Genomic DNA, 15757 nt, shown 5'->3' with positions numbered 1-15757 from the left:
ACAAGATGTATATAAAAATAACCCCCAGGATTGTAACTGGGGGTTTTGCTTTTTTGGTGGAGTCAGTTGTCAGTTCCTCTTTACCTCTTTCCTCTTCCCCTTACCTTTTCCCTGTTCCCTAATTAGAATGCTGGACGATAAACACGATAGTCAATATTGGGGAAAATATTATCCATTGATTCGACTTTTTCCAGCCAACCGCTATCAACTTTACCTACTTTCACTTCTTCATACAGCTTATTAAAACGCATTAAATGCGATCGCGTTCTTCTTACTGCATAAGGAACCATTGTTCCTGTCCGCATAATAAACGCCCAGTCAGAAGATTGCGCCAATAATAACTCTCTTGCAGCTTGATTGAGTGCTTTTTTCTGTAACTCATCTTCAGCCTCAATTTGAGAAATTTCAATCATTCGTTCCGCAGCTTTGTGTAAATGTGGATAGACCCAAGCATTAGTATCATTTAACCAATATTCATGAAAACCCTTAAAGCCCCAACTCGACTGAGCCGGACGACATACCTGCTGATTGGGATTAGCTCGTAAATAATCGGCTAAATGGGTCATTTCATAAGTTTTTTGGTCATACCATGACTTCCGAAACAGGTAATCAATGAACCAAGGACCTTCATACCACCAATGACCAAACAACTCCGCATCATAAGGAGAAACAATAATCGGCGGACGACCCATGATATTGTGTAGGTGACCAGTTTGCTGCTCACGATTATACATAAAGTTAGCAGCGTGTTCTGCCGCTTTTTCCCTTGCCCAGTAAGGATCATATAGAGCTTTGTCCGCAAGACCTAAGCCTCTACCAGTAATTTTATGATACTTAATGCCAGTATTTTTTCGCTGACCATTAGGCATTATATAGGGCTTAATATATTCATATTCAGCTTCCCAACCCAGGTCTTTATAAAATTCCCGATATTCGGCTGCACCAGGATAACCTACCTCAGAAGACCATACTTGCTGAGAAGATTCATGATCTCGACCAAAAGCCGCTACACCAGGTTCAGTAAAAATCGGGGCATAACTACCAAAGCGAGGACGGGGACGGGCGTATAAAATACCATGACCATCCGTGAGGAAATAACGTAAACCAGCATCCGCCAGCATTCGCTCCACGCCTTCATAATAGGCACATTCTGGCAACCATATCCCTCTGGGGGCTTGACCAAAAGTTTCCTCGTAATGTTCACAAGCTACCTGAATTTGCGCCCACACAGCTTGGGGATACATTTTCATTAATGGTAAGTAGCCATGAGTAGCGCCACAGGTAATAATTTCTAAGTTATTACTATCTTGGAACTGTTTAAATGCTGTAACTAAATCACCGTGATAACGTTCCCATAACTCCCGCGCTTCATTAAATTCAGTTGCATAATGTTCTGCTAAATACCGAACATGACCATTATGAATATTGCGCTCGGATTCTAACTCTATAAGCTCTTCTAGTTGTGCTAAGTGAGCATCATAGCGTTCTTGCAGTAAAGGATCACGAAGCATAGAAATCAAAGGCGGAGTCATACTCATGGTGAGTTTGAAATCAACACCATCTCGTTTTAAGCCTTCAAATACTTTTAATAAAGGAATGTAAGTTTCAGTAATCGCTTCATATAGCCATTCTTCTTCTAGCACATAGTCACTTCCGGGGTGACGAACGAAGGGCAGATGTGCATGAAGTACAAGCGCGACGTAGCCTATAGACATAATATTTTTCTGTGTGGTACTTGGAGGTTACAGACAAAAAAGTCTGTGTGGGGAAATTAAGAATATTTTAAGACTATATGGGTCATTGGTCATGAATCCTCAGCTAATACTTAATAGAAAAATATTTTCGTCTAGCAACGCTTCGCGGAAGTTCAACCGGCGGTTAGAAACCGCGTCTACACAGGCAAAACCTCAAATCCTTGATTGATTTTTCGATTAGGCAAAAACCCTATCCTGCAAGGAACTCAAGTTCCTTGCTCATAGCTAAAGTCATCTCAAGATGACTAAATAAGTACCTGGACAGAATTAATTACATATTATTTATTTAAGTAGGTAAACGGAAAAAAACCGTAGACGCGAAGCGGCTTCTCGAAGAGTAATATGTAACGAAAAGTAAAATCGCCCAAACCCTCTTCACTCTTACCTCAAGCCTAGTACCGCAGGGCGGAAGTCAAAAGTCAAAAGTCAAAAGTCAAAAGTCAAAAATAATATAGAGTAAGCTTTTTGGCGATTGAGAATGGCCATTTTATTTACGCCAAGCTGTACTAGTGCCATAACGACGATTTTCAATGCTAACCTACTTACCAATTACCAATCCTTTGCCAGTTAAGGATTTCAGCCCAGATATTTGTGTAATTAATTTTGTCTGATTACTTACTTGTGAAATTTCTTAGTCCGTTTTAACGGACTTACCACTTGACCCAATCATGTATGATTCCTACAATGAAAGATTAAATTGGCGGAATCATGCACCACAAATATCATCTATGTTGGCAGATTTATTAGATGATATGATGCAGCGTTTATATAAAGATCGTCCTCAAAATACTCAGGTGATTTTGCAAAGAATAGCAGCAATAGAAAAAGCTTTACAACCACCAAAACCTCAACCACTAAAGGTACAACCACCAAAACCCCAAGCACCAATACAACCAACTGGCCGTCGAGGTTTTATTAAAACTGCGACTTTAGTTGTCGGTAGTATGACTTTAGCGGTAGTGGGACAAAATTTATTTTCTGGAAATAAAAATCAAAATATAACTTCCCGAAATACTTCTACACCAGAAAATATAACTTCCAACAACCTAAATTCTTTTATTAAAACTGCGACTTTAGTTGTCGGTAGTATGACTTTAGCGGTAGTGGGGCAAAATTTATTTTCTGGAAATAAAAATCAAAATATAACTTCCCGAAATACTTCTACACCAGAAAATATAACTTCCAACAACCTAAATTCTTTCAGTTTTGAAGTTGTCACCACAGACCCAGGGGGAAATATCACCAACCGACGCAAGGAAAGCGCAAAATACTTCACAGAAGACTTGGGAAACGGTGTTTTATTAGAAATGGTGGAAATCCCAGGGGGAACATTTATCATGGGTTCACCGGCAAGTGAAGCAGAAAGAGTTTCAAGTGAAGGTCCCCAACGTCAAGTTAAAGTTCCCAGTTTCTACATGGGAAAATATGAATTGACACAGGCACAGTATCAAGCTATCATGGGGACTAACCCTTGGACTAACCCTTACAGCTTCAAAGGCGATAACCGTCCTGTTGAAACAGTTAGTTGGAATGATGCAGTTGCTTTCTGTGAAAAATTAAGTCAAAAAACAGGAAAAAACTACAGATTACCCAGTGAAGCAGAATGGGAGTATGCTTGTCGTGCCGGAACTACCACACCATTTTATTTTGGTGAAAGTATTACCCCTGATTTGGTAAACTATGATGGTAATTATGCCTATGCTTCCGCACCTAAAGGAAAATATCGCCAGCAAACCACAGATGTAGGAACTTTTCCCCCTAACGCTTTTGGTTTGTACGATATGCACGGGAATGTTTGGGAATGGTGTCAAGATGATTATATAGATAGTTATAATAACGCGCCTACAGATGGTAGTGCTTTGACAGGAAGAAGCGGTAGAAAGCTGCTGCGCGGTGGTTCTTGGAGCAACGACCCTAGTTATTGCCGTTCTGCGTATCGTGGCAACGACAACCCAGATAGCAGACCGCGCACCATGGGTTTCGGTTAGTAGTTTCCGGCGCAAGGACTCTTTAATTCTTTGCACTTTTGCTCTTTTGCCCTTTTCTCTTTTTTTCTTTTCCCTTCTTAACCCACCGCCGTTAGGCGGAAAATATTTTTCTACAAAAATTTTATTTTGATATCCGAATCCAGTATAGCACAGAATTTTTATTTTGTCTGAATCAGGATTTCCAGGATTTAAGGATTTACAGGATGGAAGAAGGGGTGGGATTTTGAATTTTAGGAAATTTGGTTCATTCAAGATCCCAAGATCCCCGAATTCTTGAAGAATTCAGGGATCTGAAATTTAAGTAGTGAGAACAAAGTGTTCATTTGACCGTTGCCATCCTGTAAATAAATGGAATGTGAGATATAATTTATTTGTCACTCAATCAATATATATTAACTTGTTATGGATTCTTTCAACCTACGCACAAAAGTTATTACGGAAATAAATCTTGTTCCACCAGAGAAATTAGAAGAATTATATAATTTTATTCATTATTTTCGCTTAGGTATAGAAGTATCTCAACCTTCATTTAATAAAAATATGCAGTTTGCTGGATGTTGGAATGATATGTCAGATGAAGCATTTGCTAACTTCAATGAAGAAATAATCACCCGCCGCCACCAAGCATTTTTAGGAAGAAGAAGTGATGAAGCCAGCGTTGATTGACACAAACATTTTATCTTTTTTCTTCCCTAATCATAGTCTAGTTATCGAGCGTTTTCAAGCCTATTTGAAAGAGTATGACAAAATTAACATTAGCATCATCACTTATTATGAAATTGTCAGTGGATTAAAACATCGTGACGCGCAAAAACAACTCACATCTTTTCAGGAATTTGTTTCATACAATATGGTTTTACCTCTAACTACAAGCTCTGCCTTGACACTCTCCGGTCTAAAGACGCGGAGATTCTATAGAGAGTTTCAGTCTATATCCCTCAGTTATCCCAGTTTCAGGCACTGCCTTAAATATTTGGGTTCTTGCCCTGATTTCCTTGGACCTGGCGGGCGAAATCATATCTGACAAGCGTAACTTTCCGAGAGTCCCTCGGTAGCTTTTTACGTCTTTAGTGACAATATAGTTGTATCACGAATATGGATTAAAATCAATGCAGGATAAATCCTGCCTCTAGCCTTCATCCCTTGTCTAAAGCACAGATGTAGCTTCCTAAGTCAGCTACATCTTCAAGGGTTTTCGGCATTTCCCTTATAATTTCTGCTGATATTTATGCCAATTTAAGAAATAAAGGCACGCCAATTGACGATATTGATATTCTGATAGCAAGAATTGCCATAGCCAACGATTTGATTATTGTCACAAATAATATCAGAGATTTTGGAAAAATAGAAAACTTAGAAATTCAAGATTGGAGTAAGTAATATGACAATTTGCTATGCCTATTACTGATTATTGTACATAAAAGGCGATCGCTCTCTGGGACCAATAGGGCGATCGCGCTGAAATTGTGTCATAATTAAATGCCGACTCAGGTTTGCAGCGTCTCACAATTACCAGTTATGTCGTCGAGTGTATAATTAATGAGTTGGATAGATAGTGTTTGGCGTGTCGCGTTTGCATTTGACTCCAGACGGAATGCAATATTATTAGTTGCGGGTGAGAAATCGGGTGGTAGTGAAACTCGTTTTTCATGCCTTTGATTGCGGAGATTGCCTAGATGAGATTTTTGGTAGATGAAAATACAGGTGTGGCTGTTGCTCGCTGGTTAATTGAACAAGGTCAATAAAGATGTTAAAATACTATAAAGTTAGAGAGATTAAATAGTATGAGCTATCAAGATATTATTACCATTGAGCGAGATAAGCGGGGTGGTAAACCTTGTATTCGCCGGATGAGAATCACAGTTTATGATATTTTAGGTTGGTTAGCATCTGGTATGTCTTATGCAGAGATATTAGAGGATTTTCCCGAATTAACAGAAGACGATATTAGAGCTTGTCTAGAATTTGCTGCTGACCGTGAACATTGTTTAGTTGCTACGGTAGGTGCTGCTTGAAATTGCTTTTTTATCAAAATTTGAGTCGTAAATTAGTAACTCGATTAGCAGATATTTTTCTTGATTCTAGTCATGTTCAGCTTCATGATTTAGCAGAAAAAACTGATACTGAAATTTGGGAATTTGCTAAGATAAATGATTTTTGTATCGTTACTCAAGATGTAGATTTTGCAGAGAGAAGCCGTTTGTATGGTTCTCCACCTAAAGTTATATGGTTACGCTGTGGAAATGCACCAACACAAGTAGTTGAATCTCTACTGCGTTCTGGGGTGGAAGCAATTCAAAAATTGCTTGATAATCCAAATCTGGATTGTTTAGAATTGTATTAGTAAAAATTTGATATTGATATTAAATGGTGGGTTACGGTGTATGAACATAGAAGAAATTATTTTTTTGGTGGAAGAAGATCAAGAAGGTGGTTATATTGCTAAAGCAGTTAATCAATCAATATTTACCCAAGCTGATAGCCTTCCAGAACTGCGAGAATTGATTAAAGATGCCGTTCATATTTAGTATCAATCCTCACTTTCTCGATATAACTCCTGTAAGTCCTGTAACTGGGTTTTACGAGAAATTCGGCGATATTTTTTACTTTCCAGCTTGGGTTCGTACTGACTCTGACCTTTACCTTTAGATATTAATTTCAGATTTGATTCTGGGTCAGCTTGTTGGTTAGTCTGGTTTTGATGGGCTAAAGCATCATCCAGAAATTCTAGATAATGCTGATATCGTTCCCAGTCGCCACTCACAGCACAGTCTGGCTCATCTTTATGGATACAATCACTAAACCGACAATGAGCCGTAGCTAGGCGAACTCTGGCTTCTGGGAAATAGTGGATTAATTCTTCAGGACTACAATCTAAATCTGGCTGATTAAAACCGGGAGTATCTGCTAATAACCCACCTGTAGGCATTTCAAATAATTCTACATGACGGGTAGTATGGCGACCACGGGCTAACTTACCGGAAACTTCCCCCACGCGCAGGTTGATATCGGGAATCAAACTATTAATCAAGCTGGATTTCCCCACACCGGAAGGACCAGCAATGACAGTAATTTTATCCTGCAAATATTCAGCTATTTGGTCAATATTAATGCTATTTTGAACGCTAATAAATAAAGGTTGATAACCCCAAGCTAGTAAGCGATCGCTTATTTGCTGTTTTTCTTCTAGAGAAACTAAATCACATTTATTCAAACATAACAGCACATCAACTCCTGTAGACTCAGCCTTAATTAAAAATCTACTCAATTGAATAGGTTCTAAAGGTGGGTCAGCAACCGCAAAAACCAGAAGAATTTGATTGACATTAGCGATCGCTGGGCGATTCAATTGACTATGACGCGGTAAAACATCACTAACAGCCCCCCGTCCCCCAGCCCAATCTGCTTCTTCAACAATCACGCGATCGCCCACCATCACCTGCTGACCAATCTTTTTCAAGCGCGTCCTCCGCGTACAGAGGAGGATAGGGGCAGGGGGCAGGGAGCAGGGGGCAGGGGAGAAATTTTTTTCTTCTTGATTCTTTCTTTGTTCTTCCGAACTCCTGAACGCCTGAACTCCTGAACTCCTGACTCCTTCTACTTCATCCATCTGCACCCGATAGAAATTCGCCTGTACAGCTAACACCGTACCCAATAACTGTTTAGTAGAAATATTTTCCCCTGTCATGCCACAGTAACCGGACGACGGATAACCAGGGAAAAATAGCCAGTACAATCTGTAATTTGTTCCACTTGATAACCAGCCATTGTTAGACTATCAGGAACTTGTTCTATCGGTTCACCTGGATCTAACCAGACTTCCAACAAATCTCCAGGAGGCATCTTTTCCAGAAATAATTTTGTCCGCACAAAATTAATCGGGCAAGGAGTACCACGTAAATCAAGTTGAGCATCAGGGGTTAATATAAAAGACCCACTCATGACTTAAACAAGCCTCCTAAGAATCCTTCTAAACCACCCTTACCAGTTCTGTCTCCCTTAATTTTAGCCAACTTCTCCAGTAGTTCTCGTTCCTCTGGGATAATCTTCGTGGGAATATCAATTAACACCGTCAACAGATGATCACCGCGACTCACAGGATTACCCAAACGGGGAACACCACGATTTTCTAATTTCATCACCGTATTCGGTTGAGTTCCAGCGGGAATAATCAACTCCACTAGACCATCTACCGTATTTACCTCTATACGGCAACCTAAAATCGCTTGTAAGTAGCTAATTTTAATTTCAGAGTTAACATTAATGCCTTCACGATGAAATTCTTCATCTTCATTGACAAACAAGTAAACATATAAATCACCTGGAGGCCCATTCCGTTGACCCGCATCTCCTTCTTGGGAAATCCGTAACCTTGTGCCATTGTCCACACCGGCGGGAACATTAATTTTCAGTTTCTTTGTTACCTGATTTGCGCCCTTACCATCACAAGCATCACATTTATCCTCAACAACCGTGCCTGTACCATCACAGGTGGGGCAAGTTGATACTTGGGTAAAACTACCAAAAGGAGTTCTCGTCACTCGTCTGACTTGACCTGAACCGCTACAGGTGCTACAAGTCCGGGGACGAGTTCCTGATTTGGCACCAGAACCAGTACAAACTTCACAGGTTTCTAAATGGGAAATGCGAATTTCCTTTTCTCCACCAAATACCGCTTCCCGAAAATCTAATTTCAGGTCTAGTCGGAGATCATCGCCCCGCACTGGTCCACTCCGCCGTCTTTGTTGGGGTTGTCCACCTGGACCGCCAGCAAAGCCGCTGAAAATGCTTTCAAAGATGTCGGCAAAACCACCCATGTCACCCATATCTTGGAAACCAGCCCCACCCGCTGCTGCTCCGGAAACACCAGCTTCACCAAAGCGGTCATAACGAGCGCGAACTTCTGGTTCGGATAGCACTTCGTAGGCGCGGTTGATTTCCTTAAATCGTTCCTCTGCCCCAGATTCTTTATTTACATCTGGGTGATACTTTCGGGCTAGGCGGCGATAAGCCTGTTTAATCTCTTCTTTGTCGGCGTCACGAGAGACACCCAGGGTTTCATAATAGTCTCGGGCCATATAGCAAGGTTAAAATTTAGAAGGAAGCAGAAGATACTAGCTAATAGGTTCAAGGTAACATATTGAAGTGTGGAAAAACCCACCCATTGATTACAGGTACTAGCCGTACTATTAAATGTGGAAAACCCAACCTATCTTTTTGGTTAGGTATATGGTAAGGCTGTGTTAAGTAGATATTTGGCAGGGTCAATTTTTAGTCTATCGTCTCATAATCAGCTTGTGAGTTATTTTCTTCATCTAAATCAACGTTGAATTGTGGTATTTGTGTGTTGGGTAAGGGAGAATGATATTCTTCTGTCAGATTTATTTGCGTGGCATATTCTGATTGAGAATCTTCCTGACTAGACTGGTTATAAACATCTGTACCAATAGCAAAGATAGTTTGTTGGAAATCCTCTAAAAGTGTTTTAAACTTCGCTGGGGAAATATTGGAATTGTTCATTGCGGCTTGTAGTTGTTCAACTTTCTGATTAGCCACAGCCATCAATTGCTCACTGACTAAATCGGGATTATCCCGTAATGTTGAATTATAGGTGAACAAAAGATTATTAGCTTGGTTTTTGATTGCTACCAGTTTTTTACGTCTTTGATCTTCCTCGGCGAATAATTCAGCTTGTTTCCGCATTTGCTCAATCTCGTTGTTGCTTAAACCGCCTGTACTTGATTAATGATCCTAGCTGGATGCTATGGGCGTAAGGCTGTGAAACTTTAAGCAAGTATCAACAGCCTTATACTGTTTAGGCTAACCGTTATCTTGATTGGACAAATCTTCTGAGTCCACAGATATATCTTCTCTGGGCGCAGCTACTTTTACCATCGCATGGCGCAGTACACGGTCGCCAAAATAATAGCCACGAACTAACTCTTCTAAAATAGTTCCTTCTGGATGTTCGTTGGTCGCTTCTCGCATCACGGCTTCATGCAAGTTCGGGTCAAATTCTTGACCTTCAGGGCGCATAGGTGATACACCTAAACGTTTTAGGCAATCCACCAATTGTTTATAAACTCCTTGATAGCTCTTATGAATGGTCATTTCGCCATCGCCCTGGGGTTTGAGGTGCGCTCGCGCTCTTTCAAAATTATCAACGACAGGTAGCAATTCTGTAATTGTGTTGCGCTTTACCTGTAGGTCAATTTCTTCTTTTTCTTTGGCAGTTCGTTTGCGGTAATTCTCAAAATCTGCAGCAATTCGCATATATTGAGTGCTACGATCTTCTAATTGAGCTTTGAGAGTTTCAATTTGTTGAGATAACTCTGCTAAGACAGCGACATCTACTTCAATGGGGTTGGCTGTAGCATTACCATTTTCTTCAGTGAGTATATTATCTCCCTGTTCATTTATTTGGTTTGCTACTTGCTCATTAGCTTCACTGCTAGAGTCTTGGGGGTTAATTTCGGACGGGGAGTCACTTTTCATAAGAATTTGTGGTAAATGGAAAACTCAGTCACTGAAGTGCTGAGAAGAATGGTTTGCGGTAGACTTAGGCGTTAGTCAGGAGTCAGAATTCAGAATGAATTCTGTGTGAGTGGCGGCTGAATAACCGGGTTTAATGCCCCACCAATCCTGTATTTGATGGTCTACGATCACTTGCGGGTCTGAATTTCCGACTGATTGGTTCTGACTCGGTGAATTCTGACTCCTGAATTCTTCTTTAAATAGTTTACCCGTTTACTATTATCTACCCATCCTAGATGCTTTTAACAGCAGAAATTTAACGAGCTATCAGTATTCAGCATTCAGCATTCAGCAAGTGAGGTAATTCTGGGCTTTAATTCCGTGTTCAGCCACCCAACAAAGTTTTTTAGTTATCAGTGTTTTCGCGGAAAGTGATATTACTGTTATTTTATGGTGATAATTAGAAAATGCCGAAAACCCGTGAAGGTGTGTCCGATTTTAGCTATCCTTTTTGACAATGTGTGATTAATCTAGACTAATTATTGTATCCTGAATAATCGGGCATTACTATAGAAAAACTTAGTAAATTCAGTGAGTGGTAATCTCAATATGGGTCAAATCACCCAGTTTTATTACACAGCACAGCACAAACCAAACCAATTGATTTATGGTAGCGGTCAAACCGCAGTGATTACAGGATGGATGGTGAAACAAGCGATCGCTAAACATCTACAATCAAATGAATATGCTGTAATTGGACAGTTATACTCACCAACTAGAGGCATCAACTTACTAATTCGCAACTTATTACTAAATCCTCATGTGCGGTATTTAGTTATTCTCAATGCTACCAAAGAAGATAAAAATGCTGGTGCTTGTCAATGTTTAAGTGATTTCTTCCGTTATGGTGTGGAAGAAAGTATTAGTGATGCCGGGCGAAAATCTTGGGTAATTCGTTCTCAAGTTCCTGGTTATATTGATATTGATATTGATATAAATGTCTTGGAAAAATTACGGCATTCCGTAGAAATTCAAGACGCTACATCAATTTCTGATGCTGTCGGAAAAATTCAATATTACGCCCAAAAAGAAACCGTTGTACCTTGGGGAACACCTGTAGAATTTCCCATGACTACAGTTGAACCAACAGTTTTACCAGGAACACGCTATGGACACAGAATTGAAGGAAAAACAATTGCTGAAACTTGGGTAAAAATCATTCACAGAATTAAAACCACCGGCACAATTAGACCAACTGGTTATGATGGTAAATGGCAAGAATTGATAGATTTAATGGCAGTTGTCACCGAAGAACCTGATGATTTTTATTTTCCCGAACCCAATTATTTACCAATAGATAGAGGTTTTTTAGAAGAATATATTTCGCAAATTTTAGATGATGCACCCAATCAAGAAGGAGTAAAATACACCTATGGGCAACGTTTACGTTCTTGGTTTGGACGTGATCAAATTGAAAAGGTAATTGACAAATTAGCCAATGATATTGATTCCGCGAGGGCTGTGATGTCCTTATGGGATGCTAGTCAAGATGATAATGACAATCCCCCCTGTCTTAATCATATTTGGGTGAGAATAGTTGATCATGAATTATCTTTAACTGCAACTTTTCGCAGTAATGATATGTTTTCAGCTTGGCCAGCGAATGCAATGGGATTAAGGGCTTTACAAAAGTATATTTATAATTATTTAATTAAAAAAACTGATCATGTCTTGAAAATGGGGGCATTAATTACCATTAGTCAAAGCGCCCATATTTATGATGATTGCTTTGAAAATGTCGCCAATATTATTTCATCCCAATATCCTAAAATTTCTCAACAAAAAGACTATTTTGATCCCGCTGGGAGTTTTATTATTACCATTCAGAATCATCAAATTATGGTCGAACATACAACTCCTGGTTCTGGAGAAGTAGTTAATTGTTATTCTGGTAAATCTGCACATAAACTTTCCCAGCAAATATTCACAGATTGTCCTGGTTTACAAGTTTCTCATGCAATGTATTTAGGTGTGGAATTACAAAAAGCGGAAATGGCTTTGTTAATGAAAGAACAGTTTATTTATGAACAAGATAAACCAGTAAAATTGCAGCTACATCAATACAGTAATCTCAAATAGTGTAGGTTGAGTTGACGTAAGGAAACCCAACATTATTAATAGACATCTCCAAAAATTAAATATGCTTATTACCACCAGGAAAAATCAGGATTAATACTTAATAAAACTATCCTAATTTGGTAACATTTTTTGAAGTATAAATATGTGACATTTTGAACTGCGGAATGCCGGATAAAAGATTTGGATTTGATGTTTGTAGGGGTAGCGCCCCCGTGCCTACCCCGTTATTTGGGCAACCACGGGGGATTGGCAACCACGGGGAGATTGGGCAACCACGGGAGATTGGGCAACCACGGGGGATTGGGCAACCACGGGGAGATTGGGCAACCACGGGGAGATTGCCCCTACGGAATTTTGTCTGAATCAGGATGTCCAGGATGTCTAATACTTATCTTAGGTTTCGCTATTGCTTAGAGGATGTTTGAAAAGTTTTTAATGTATAAACTGACCCCTCTCCAAACCTCTCCCCTGCAAGGGGAGAGGCTTTAAAACCCTCATTTCGTTGTAGGGAAGGGGGGTTAGGTTTTTGGAGATTATGGGTTTCATATAATACTTTTCAAACAACCTCTTAACCCAACCTACTTTTGCTTAATATTAATTGCTAACTATCGACTCATAATTTGTCTGGGCTGACATCAGATATTCATTACCTTTACGATATACTGCTGAACGTATCCGCTCAATAAATGGGGGCGGACTACCCATTCGGGGACGATTTTACGCCATTTGAGGCTTGTCATGGAAGGATTTACCCCGGATTATTGAGCGGTTACTGCTGAACTATCTCCACGATATCCAGTTTTTGGAACTCTGACTGCTCCTCTTTTATTAAAATTATAAGCTTTACGTAAATACTTTAAAGGGTCAGTTTGTTTTCTCGCGGCATGATCTAATATACTCTGAGCAACACTGCTATATGTAGCAGCCTCCCACTCAGTCATATATTTTTCAATCTCAGCCACCTCTGTTAAAGTATACCCTTCTAATAGCTGTATTAGAAATGGGTCTAAGATTGGTTCTTTTTCCAACATGATTATCAAAATATTATGTTGAGAAAAAAGCTATTTTAAAAAGTATTTGACTATACACGAGCTATTGTAACAATCTCTAACTGATCTTGATATTTACCTCTGCGAGTTTCATAACTAACAGCACAGGGTTCACCCTCTAAAAACAGCAATTGCACCACACCCTCGTTAGCATAAATACGACAGTCAGCACTGGAAGAATTAGAAAATTCCAAAGTAAGATGTCCTCTCCACGCCGCTTCCGCAGGTGTAAGGTTGGCAATAATACCACAACGAGCATAAGTAGAATTATGCACAATTATGTCATTAGCAACAAAATTTTCTAAGCCAGGGACAGAAATATCATAAACTTCTTCCATTCCTGCACATTCTATAGATTTAATTTCGTCCCAAAGTATATGATCATGAACTTGTGGTCTAGACTTCGTTGCTAAGAGAATAGAATACATTTTTTCTTCAAATCTTCTTTGTTTAATTGAATCAGGTAAAAAGCCTATTTCATTAAAGAATTTCAAAACTGCTTCGGATGATTGAAAAGCCAAAACATAAGCATTACGACCATTTCCTGGCTTTCTAACTCTAATTTGGCTGGGAATACCAAACCTTAATAGTAAATGATGAACGTCACGAATCAGACGTTCACTAATAGAGCAATATTCAACAGCTAAAGTTGGTTTTGCTCTTGTAGATTCTCCCACTAAATAAACACCACCATCACCAGAAAATAAAGCCCGGAGAAAAGCTGCTACTACTACTTTTGGTGCTGTAAATACTTGTTGAGGAACAAATTTTTCCAATGCTCCTACATTCAAAGCATAAGATTGTAACCATAGATTAGCTCTATTATGAGTTACTACACCACCTCTACCAACTTGATTAACTAAACGATAACCAAAATCTTTACCTTTGTAAGTCACTTCTTGGTCAAGAACTGTTTTAACACAGCTTTTTAAAGTATTGACTAGCACTTCATCCTCAGATGTAAAGATTGGACTATTACCAGGAGTATGACATTGACCTTCAGAAATCATTAAACCTAGTAATGTTGCTTCATCAATAGTTAAATCTCCATTGCCAAATATTGGTATAGATTTAGGAGTAGCTATTTTAACTCCTGAAGTTAATTCTTCTAAAGGTTTCCATCCTGTCTCTGTCAAAAAAGGATGATTTGAGGTAGCTTGAATAACCGCACCTTTTTTAGTTGTTACTTGATAGATCGGCTTTACTCCTTGTGGTATAACAGCCGTAGCAGCAGTTTTAATAATCCCTTTTTCTTCGCTATAAGTTGCTGTTTGTCCACCTGCAAATTCCTTAATTGGTAAATATGCTCCTGTAGCTGCATCAACAATTTTTGTATCTCCTGTCAAACATTTACCGATACAAATTACTGTAATATTGGCTGGAACTTCCAGCTTTTCTAAAGCTACACCTAAACCATAGGAATGAGCAGGTAAGATAAAATAACTACCACTTTCATCCGTATGTAATTGAGTAGACTCTAGATTTTGAGGATTAAAGTTTTTAGGATCAATCACAGTACCGGGAATGTGGCGAAAAATCCGAAATTCTGAGCCAGAAAGCCGGATATCATAACCGTAAGAAGAAAGTCCGTAACTAATTACAGGTTGCGGAAGTTGAGATGAATCAGGTTGCAATTTACGAATTAAACTCGACTCAAAAGGCGAAATCATCCCTTTTTGAGCCATTTCAGTAATCCAGATGTCGTTTTTAATCACAAGTTCACAGATAATTCAAACTAAGTTACTAGGATATCTTAATACTTAAGGTTGATGACTGCGGCGAATTTCTGTAATTTGGTCTGCTACATCTAAAAGAGACTGGGGCATTTGAGAACCTGTGAGGATAATATCAACATGAGGAGGACGGTGAGACAGAAACTCTAACACCTCGGTTTCTGGAATTAAACCGAAATTAATCGCTAAACTCAACTCATCTAATACCAATAAGGAATACTTACCTTCATTAACTACCTTTTGAGTATGTTGCCAAAGTTGTTGCAAAGCTAGATTTTCCGCTACGTCTAAATCGGAATTATCAATACAACGGGGCAAATCACAGCGAATCCAATCTAAATGTTGTCCCATTTGGGTAGGTCGTTCATGTCCTTGACGAATACCACCTTTGAGGAATTGGACTATTAATACTGGTGTACCTTGTCCGGCGATTCTCAGTGCTTGTGCCATCACGCTGGTAAAAAAGCTCCGCTGGGAACTAGTAAAAACTTGCACTAGTCCTTCTACGGAATATGGTAAGCTGAGGCTTGAATTTAGACCTGGGGTTTCTAGTTGGGCAACCATAAGGCAAAGTTTAAAAACTCACTATAAATTTAATGATTTACATTTAAGGGTAGATA

General features: G+C 39.3%; 15 protein-coding genes and 3 pseudogenes. 8 read left to right on the top strand and 10 right to left on the bottom strand.

From position 1 onward, the window contains the following. Window positions 1-122: 122 nt before the first annotated feature. Window positions 123-1715, bottom strand: a complete 1593-nt coding sequence (locus CA730_RS10010; protein ID WP_096666916.1) for a glycoside hydrolase family 57 protein — start codon at window positions 1713-1715, stop codon at window positions 123-125. A 1226-nt stretch (window positions 1716-2941) separates the two neighbouring features. Between CA730_RS10010 and CA730_RS25575 the strand changes: the two are divergent. The 7 genes and pseudogenes from CA730_RS25575 to CA730_RS24870 form a co-directional block, all read left to right on the top strand. Further along, a pseudogene (locus CA730_RS25575) lies at window positions 2942-3768 on the top strand (formylglycine-generating enzyme family protein); the annotation flags it as partial. A gap of 376 nt (window positions 3769-4144) precedes the next feature. Beyond that, the gene (locus CA730_RS10000) at window positions 4145-4408 is read left to right on the top strand and encodes a hypothetical protein (RefSeq protein WP_096666912.1); all 264 of its coding nucleotides are present in this window, start codon (window positions 4145-4147) and stop codon (window positions 4406-4408) included. Further along, window positions 4389-4766: a PIN domain-containing protein gene (locus tag CA730_RS26255; protein WP_330221291.1), complete on the top strand. Its 378-nt coding sequence runs from the start codon at window positions 4389-4391 to the stop codon at window positions 4764-4766. Before CA730_RS10000 ends, CA730_RS26255 begins: the two co-directional genes overlap by 20 nt. Before the next feature lie 533 nt (window positions 4767-5299). Then, window positions 5300-5401, top strand: a pseudogene (locus CA730_RS26575) (type II toxin-antitoxin system RelE/ParE family toxin); the annotation flags it as partial. Window positions 5402-5526: 125 nt separating this feature from the next. After that, the gene (locus tag CA730_RS09985; protein ID WP_096666910.1) at window positions 5527-5757 is read left to right on the top strand and encodes a DUF433 domain-containing protein; all 231 of its coding nucleotides are present in this window, start codon (window positions 5527-5529) and stop codon (window positions 5755-5757) included. Next, window positions 5727-6086 (top strand): DUF5615 family PIN-like protein, encoded by a 360-nt coding sequence (locus tag CA730_RS09980; protein ID WP_407919783.1) that lies wholly within the window; start codon window positions 5727-5729, stop codon window positions 6084-6086. The genes CA730_RS09985 and CA730_RS09980 overlap by 31 nt, the downstream gene beginning before the upstream one ends. A gap of 40 nt (window positions 6087-6126) precedes the next feature. Further along, window positions 6127-6270, top strand: a complete 144-nt coding sequence (locus CA730_RS24870) for a hypothetical protein (RefSeq protein ID WP_197705517.1) — start codon at window positions 6127-6129, stop codon at window positions 6268-6270. A gap of 2 nt (window positions 6271-6272) precedes the next feature. On the opposite strand, the gene rsgA is transcribed toward CA730_RS24870, so the two are convergent. From rsgA to grpE, 5 genes are all read right to left on the bottom strand, one after another. Beyond that, the gene (gene rsgA / locus CA730_RS09975) at window positions 6273-7430 is read right to left on the bottom strand and encodes a small ribosomal subunit biogenesis GTPase RsgA (RefSeq protein WP_096666906.1); all 1158 of its coding nucleotides are present in this window, start codon (window positions 7428-7430) and stop codon (window positions 6273-6275) included. Then, window positions 7427-7684, bottom strand: a complete 258-nt coding sequence (locus tag CA730_RS09970; protein ID WP_096666903.1) for a sulfurtransferase TusA family protein — start codon at window positions 7682-7684, stop codon at window positions 7427-7429. The genes rsgA and CA730_RS09970 overlap by 4 nt, the downstream gene beginning before the upstream one ends. Next, complete coding sequence (dnaJ, locus tag CA730_RS09965) at window positions 7681-8820, bottom strand: molecular chaperone DnaJ (protein WP_096666901.1); 1140 nt, start codon at window positions 8818-8820, stop codon at window positions 7681-7683. The genes CA730_RS09970 and dnaJ overlap by 4 nt, the downstream gene beginning before the upstream one ends. A gap of 193 nt (window positions 8821-9013) precedes the next feature. Next, window positions 9014-9445, bottom strand: a complete 432-nt coding sequence (locus tag CA730_RS09960) for an Hsp70 family protein (protein WP_231940071.1) — start codon at window positions 9443-9445, stop codon at window positions 9014-9016. 117 nt (window positions 9446-9562) lie between these two features. Further along, window positions 9563-10237: a nucleotide exchange factor GrpE gene (gene grpE, locus CA730_RS09955; protein WP_096666899.1), complete on the bottom strand. Its 675-nt coding sequence runs from the start codon at window positions 10235-10237 to the stop codon at window positions 9563-9565. A gap of 588 nt (window positions 10238-10825) precedes the next feature. Here grpE and CA730_RS09950 point away from each other — a divergent pair. Continuing rightward, the gene (locus CA730_RS09950; RefSeq protein WP_096666897.1) at window positions 10826-12355 is read left to right on the top strand and encodes a thymidylate synthase; all 1530 of its coding nucleotides are present in this window, start codon (window positions 10826-10828) and stop codon (window positions 12353-12355) included. 758 nt (window positions 12356-13113) lie between these two features. Here CA730_RS09950 and CA730_RS09940 read toward each other — a convergent pair. The 4 genes and pseudogenes from CA730_RS09940 to CA730_RS09930 all read right to left on the bottom strand — a co-directional run bounded on the left by CA730_RS09940 (window position 13114) and on the right by CA730_RS09930 (window position 15701). Continuing rightward, the gene (locus tag CA730_RS09940; RefSeq protein WP_231940070.1) at window positions 13114-13386 is read right to left on the bottom strand and encodes a hypothetical protein; all 273 of its coding nucleotides are present in this window, start codon (window positions 13384-13386) and stop codon (window positions 13114-13116) included. Window positions 13387-13436: 50 nt separating this feature from the next. Continuing rightward, window positions 13437-14750, bottom strand: a complete 1314-nt coding sequence (locus CA730_RS09935) for an LAGLIDADG family homing endonuclease (RefSeq protein ID WP_407919801.1) — start codon at window positions 14748-14750, stop codon at window positions 13437-13439. A gap of 3 nt (window positions 14751-14753) precedes the next feature. Next, a pseudogene (locus CA730_RS26430) lies at window positions 14754-15089 on the bottom strand (dCTP deaminase domain-containing protein); the annotation flags it as partial. Between the two features lie 75 nt (window positions 15090-15164). Continuing rightward, window positions 15165-15701 (bottom strand): P-loop NTPase family protein, encoded by a 537-nt coding sequence (locus CA730_RS09930; protein ID WP_096666880.1) that lies wholly within the window; start codon window positions 15699-15701, stop codon window positions 15165-15167. Window positions 15702-15757 lie beyond the last annotated feature (56 nt).

The sequence above is a fragment of the Dolichospermum compactum NIES-806 genome, assembly GCF_002368115.1.
Classification (GTDB): domain Bacteria; phylum Cyanobacteriota; class Cyanobacteriia; order Cyanobacteriales; family Nostocaceae; genus Dolichospermum; species Dolichospermum compactum.
The sequence above is the reverse complement of the archived record's forward strand: the minus strand, read 5'-3'. Positions and strand labels throughout refer to the sequence as shown.

What these genes read in the sequence shown, in the direction of transcription:
- CA730_RS09970 (WP_096666903.1), bottom strand. Translation starts at nt 7,684, where the DNA reads ATGAGTGGGTCTTTTATATTAACCCCTGATGCTCAACTTGATTTACGT.
- dnaJ (WP_096666901.1), bottom strand. Translation starts at nt 8,820, where the DNA reads ATGGCCCGAGACTATTATGAAACCCTGGGTGTCTCTCGTGACGCCGAC.
- CA730_RS09960 (WP_231940071.1), bottom strand. Translation starts at nt 9,445, where the DNA reads ATGCGGAAACAAGCTGAATTATTCGCCGAGGAAGATCAAAGACGTAAA.
- CA730_RS26255 (WP_330221291.1), top strand. Translation starts at nt 4,389, where the DNA reads ATGAAGCCAGCGTTGATTGACACAAACATTTTATCTTTTTTCTTCCCT.
- CA730_RS10000 (WP_096666912.1), top strand. Translation starts at nt 4,145, where the DNA reads ATGGATTCTTTCAACCTACGCACAAAAGTTATTACGGAAATAAATCTT.
- rsgA (WP_096666906.1), bottom strand. Translation starts at nt 7,430, where the DNA reads ATGACAGGGGAAAATATTTCTACTAAACAGTTATTGGGTACGGTGTTA.
- CA730_RS24870 (WP_197705517.1), top strand. Translation starts at nt 6,127, where the DNA reads ATGAACATAGAAGAAATTATTTTTTTGGTGGAAGAAGATCAAGAAGGT.
- CA730_RS09930 (WP_096666880.1), bottom strand. Translation starts at nt 15,701, where the DNA reads ATGGTTGCCCAACTAGAAACCCCAGGTCTAAATTCAAGCCTCAGCTTA.
- CA730_RS09950 (WP_096666897.1), top strand. Translation starts at nt 10,826, where the DNA reads ATGGGTCAAATCACCCAGTTTTATTACACAGCACAGCACAAACCAAAC.
- grpE (WP_096666899.1), bottom strand. Translation starts at nt 10,237, where the DNA reads ATGAAAAGTGACTCCCCGTCCGAAATTAACCCCCAAGACTCTAGCAGT.
- CA730_RS09985 (WP_096666910.1), top strand. Translation starts at nt 5,527, where the DNA reads ATGAGCTATCAAGATATTATTACCATTGAGCGAGATAAGCGGGGTGGT.
- CA730_RS10010 (WP_096666916.1), bottom strand. Translation starts at nt 1,715, where the DNA reads ATGTCTATAGGCTACGTCGCGCTTGTACTTCATGCACATCTGCCCTTC.
- CA730_RS09940 (WP_231940070.1), bottom strand. Translation starts at nt 13,386, where the DNA reads ATGTTGGAAAAAGAACCAATCTTAGACCCATTTCTAATACAGCTATTA.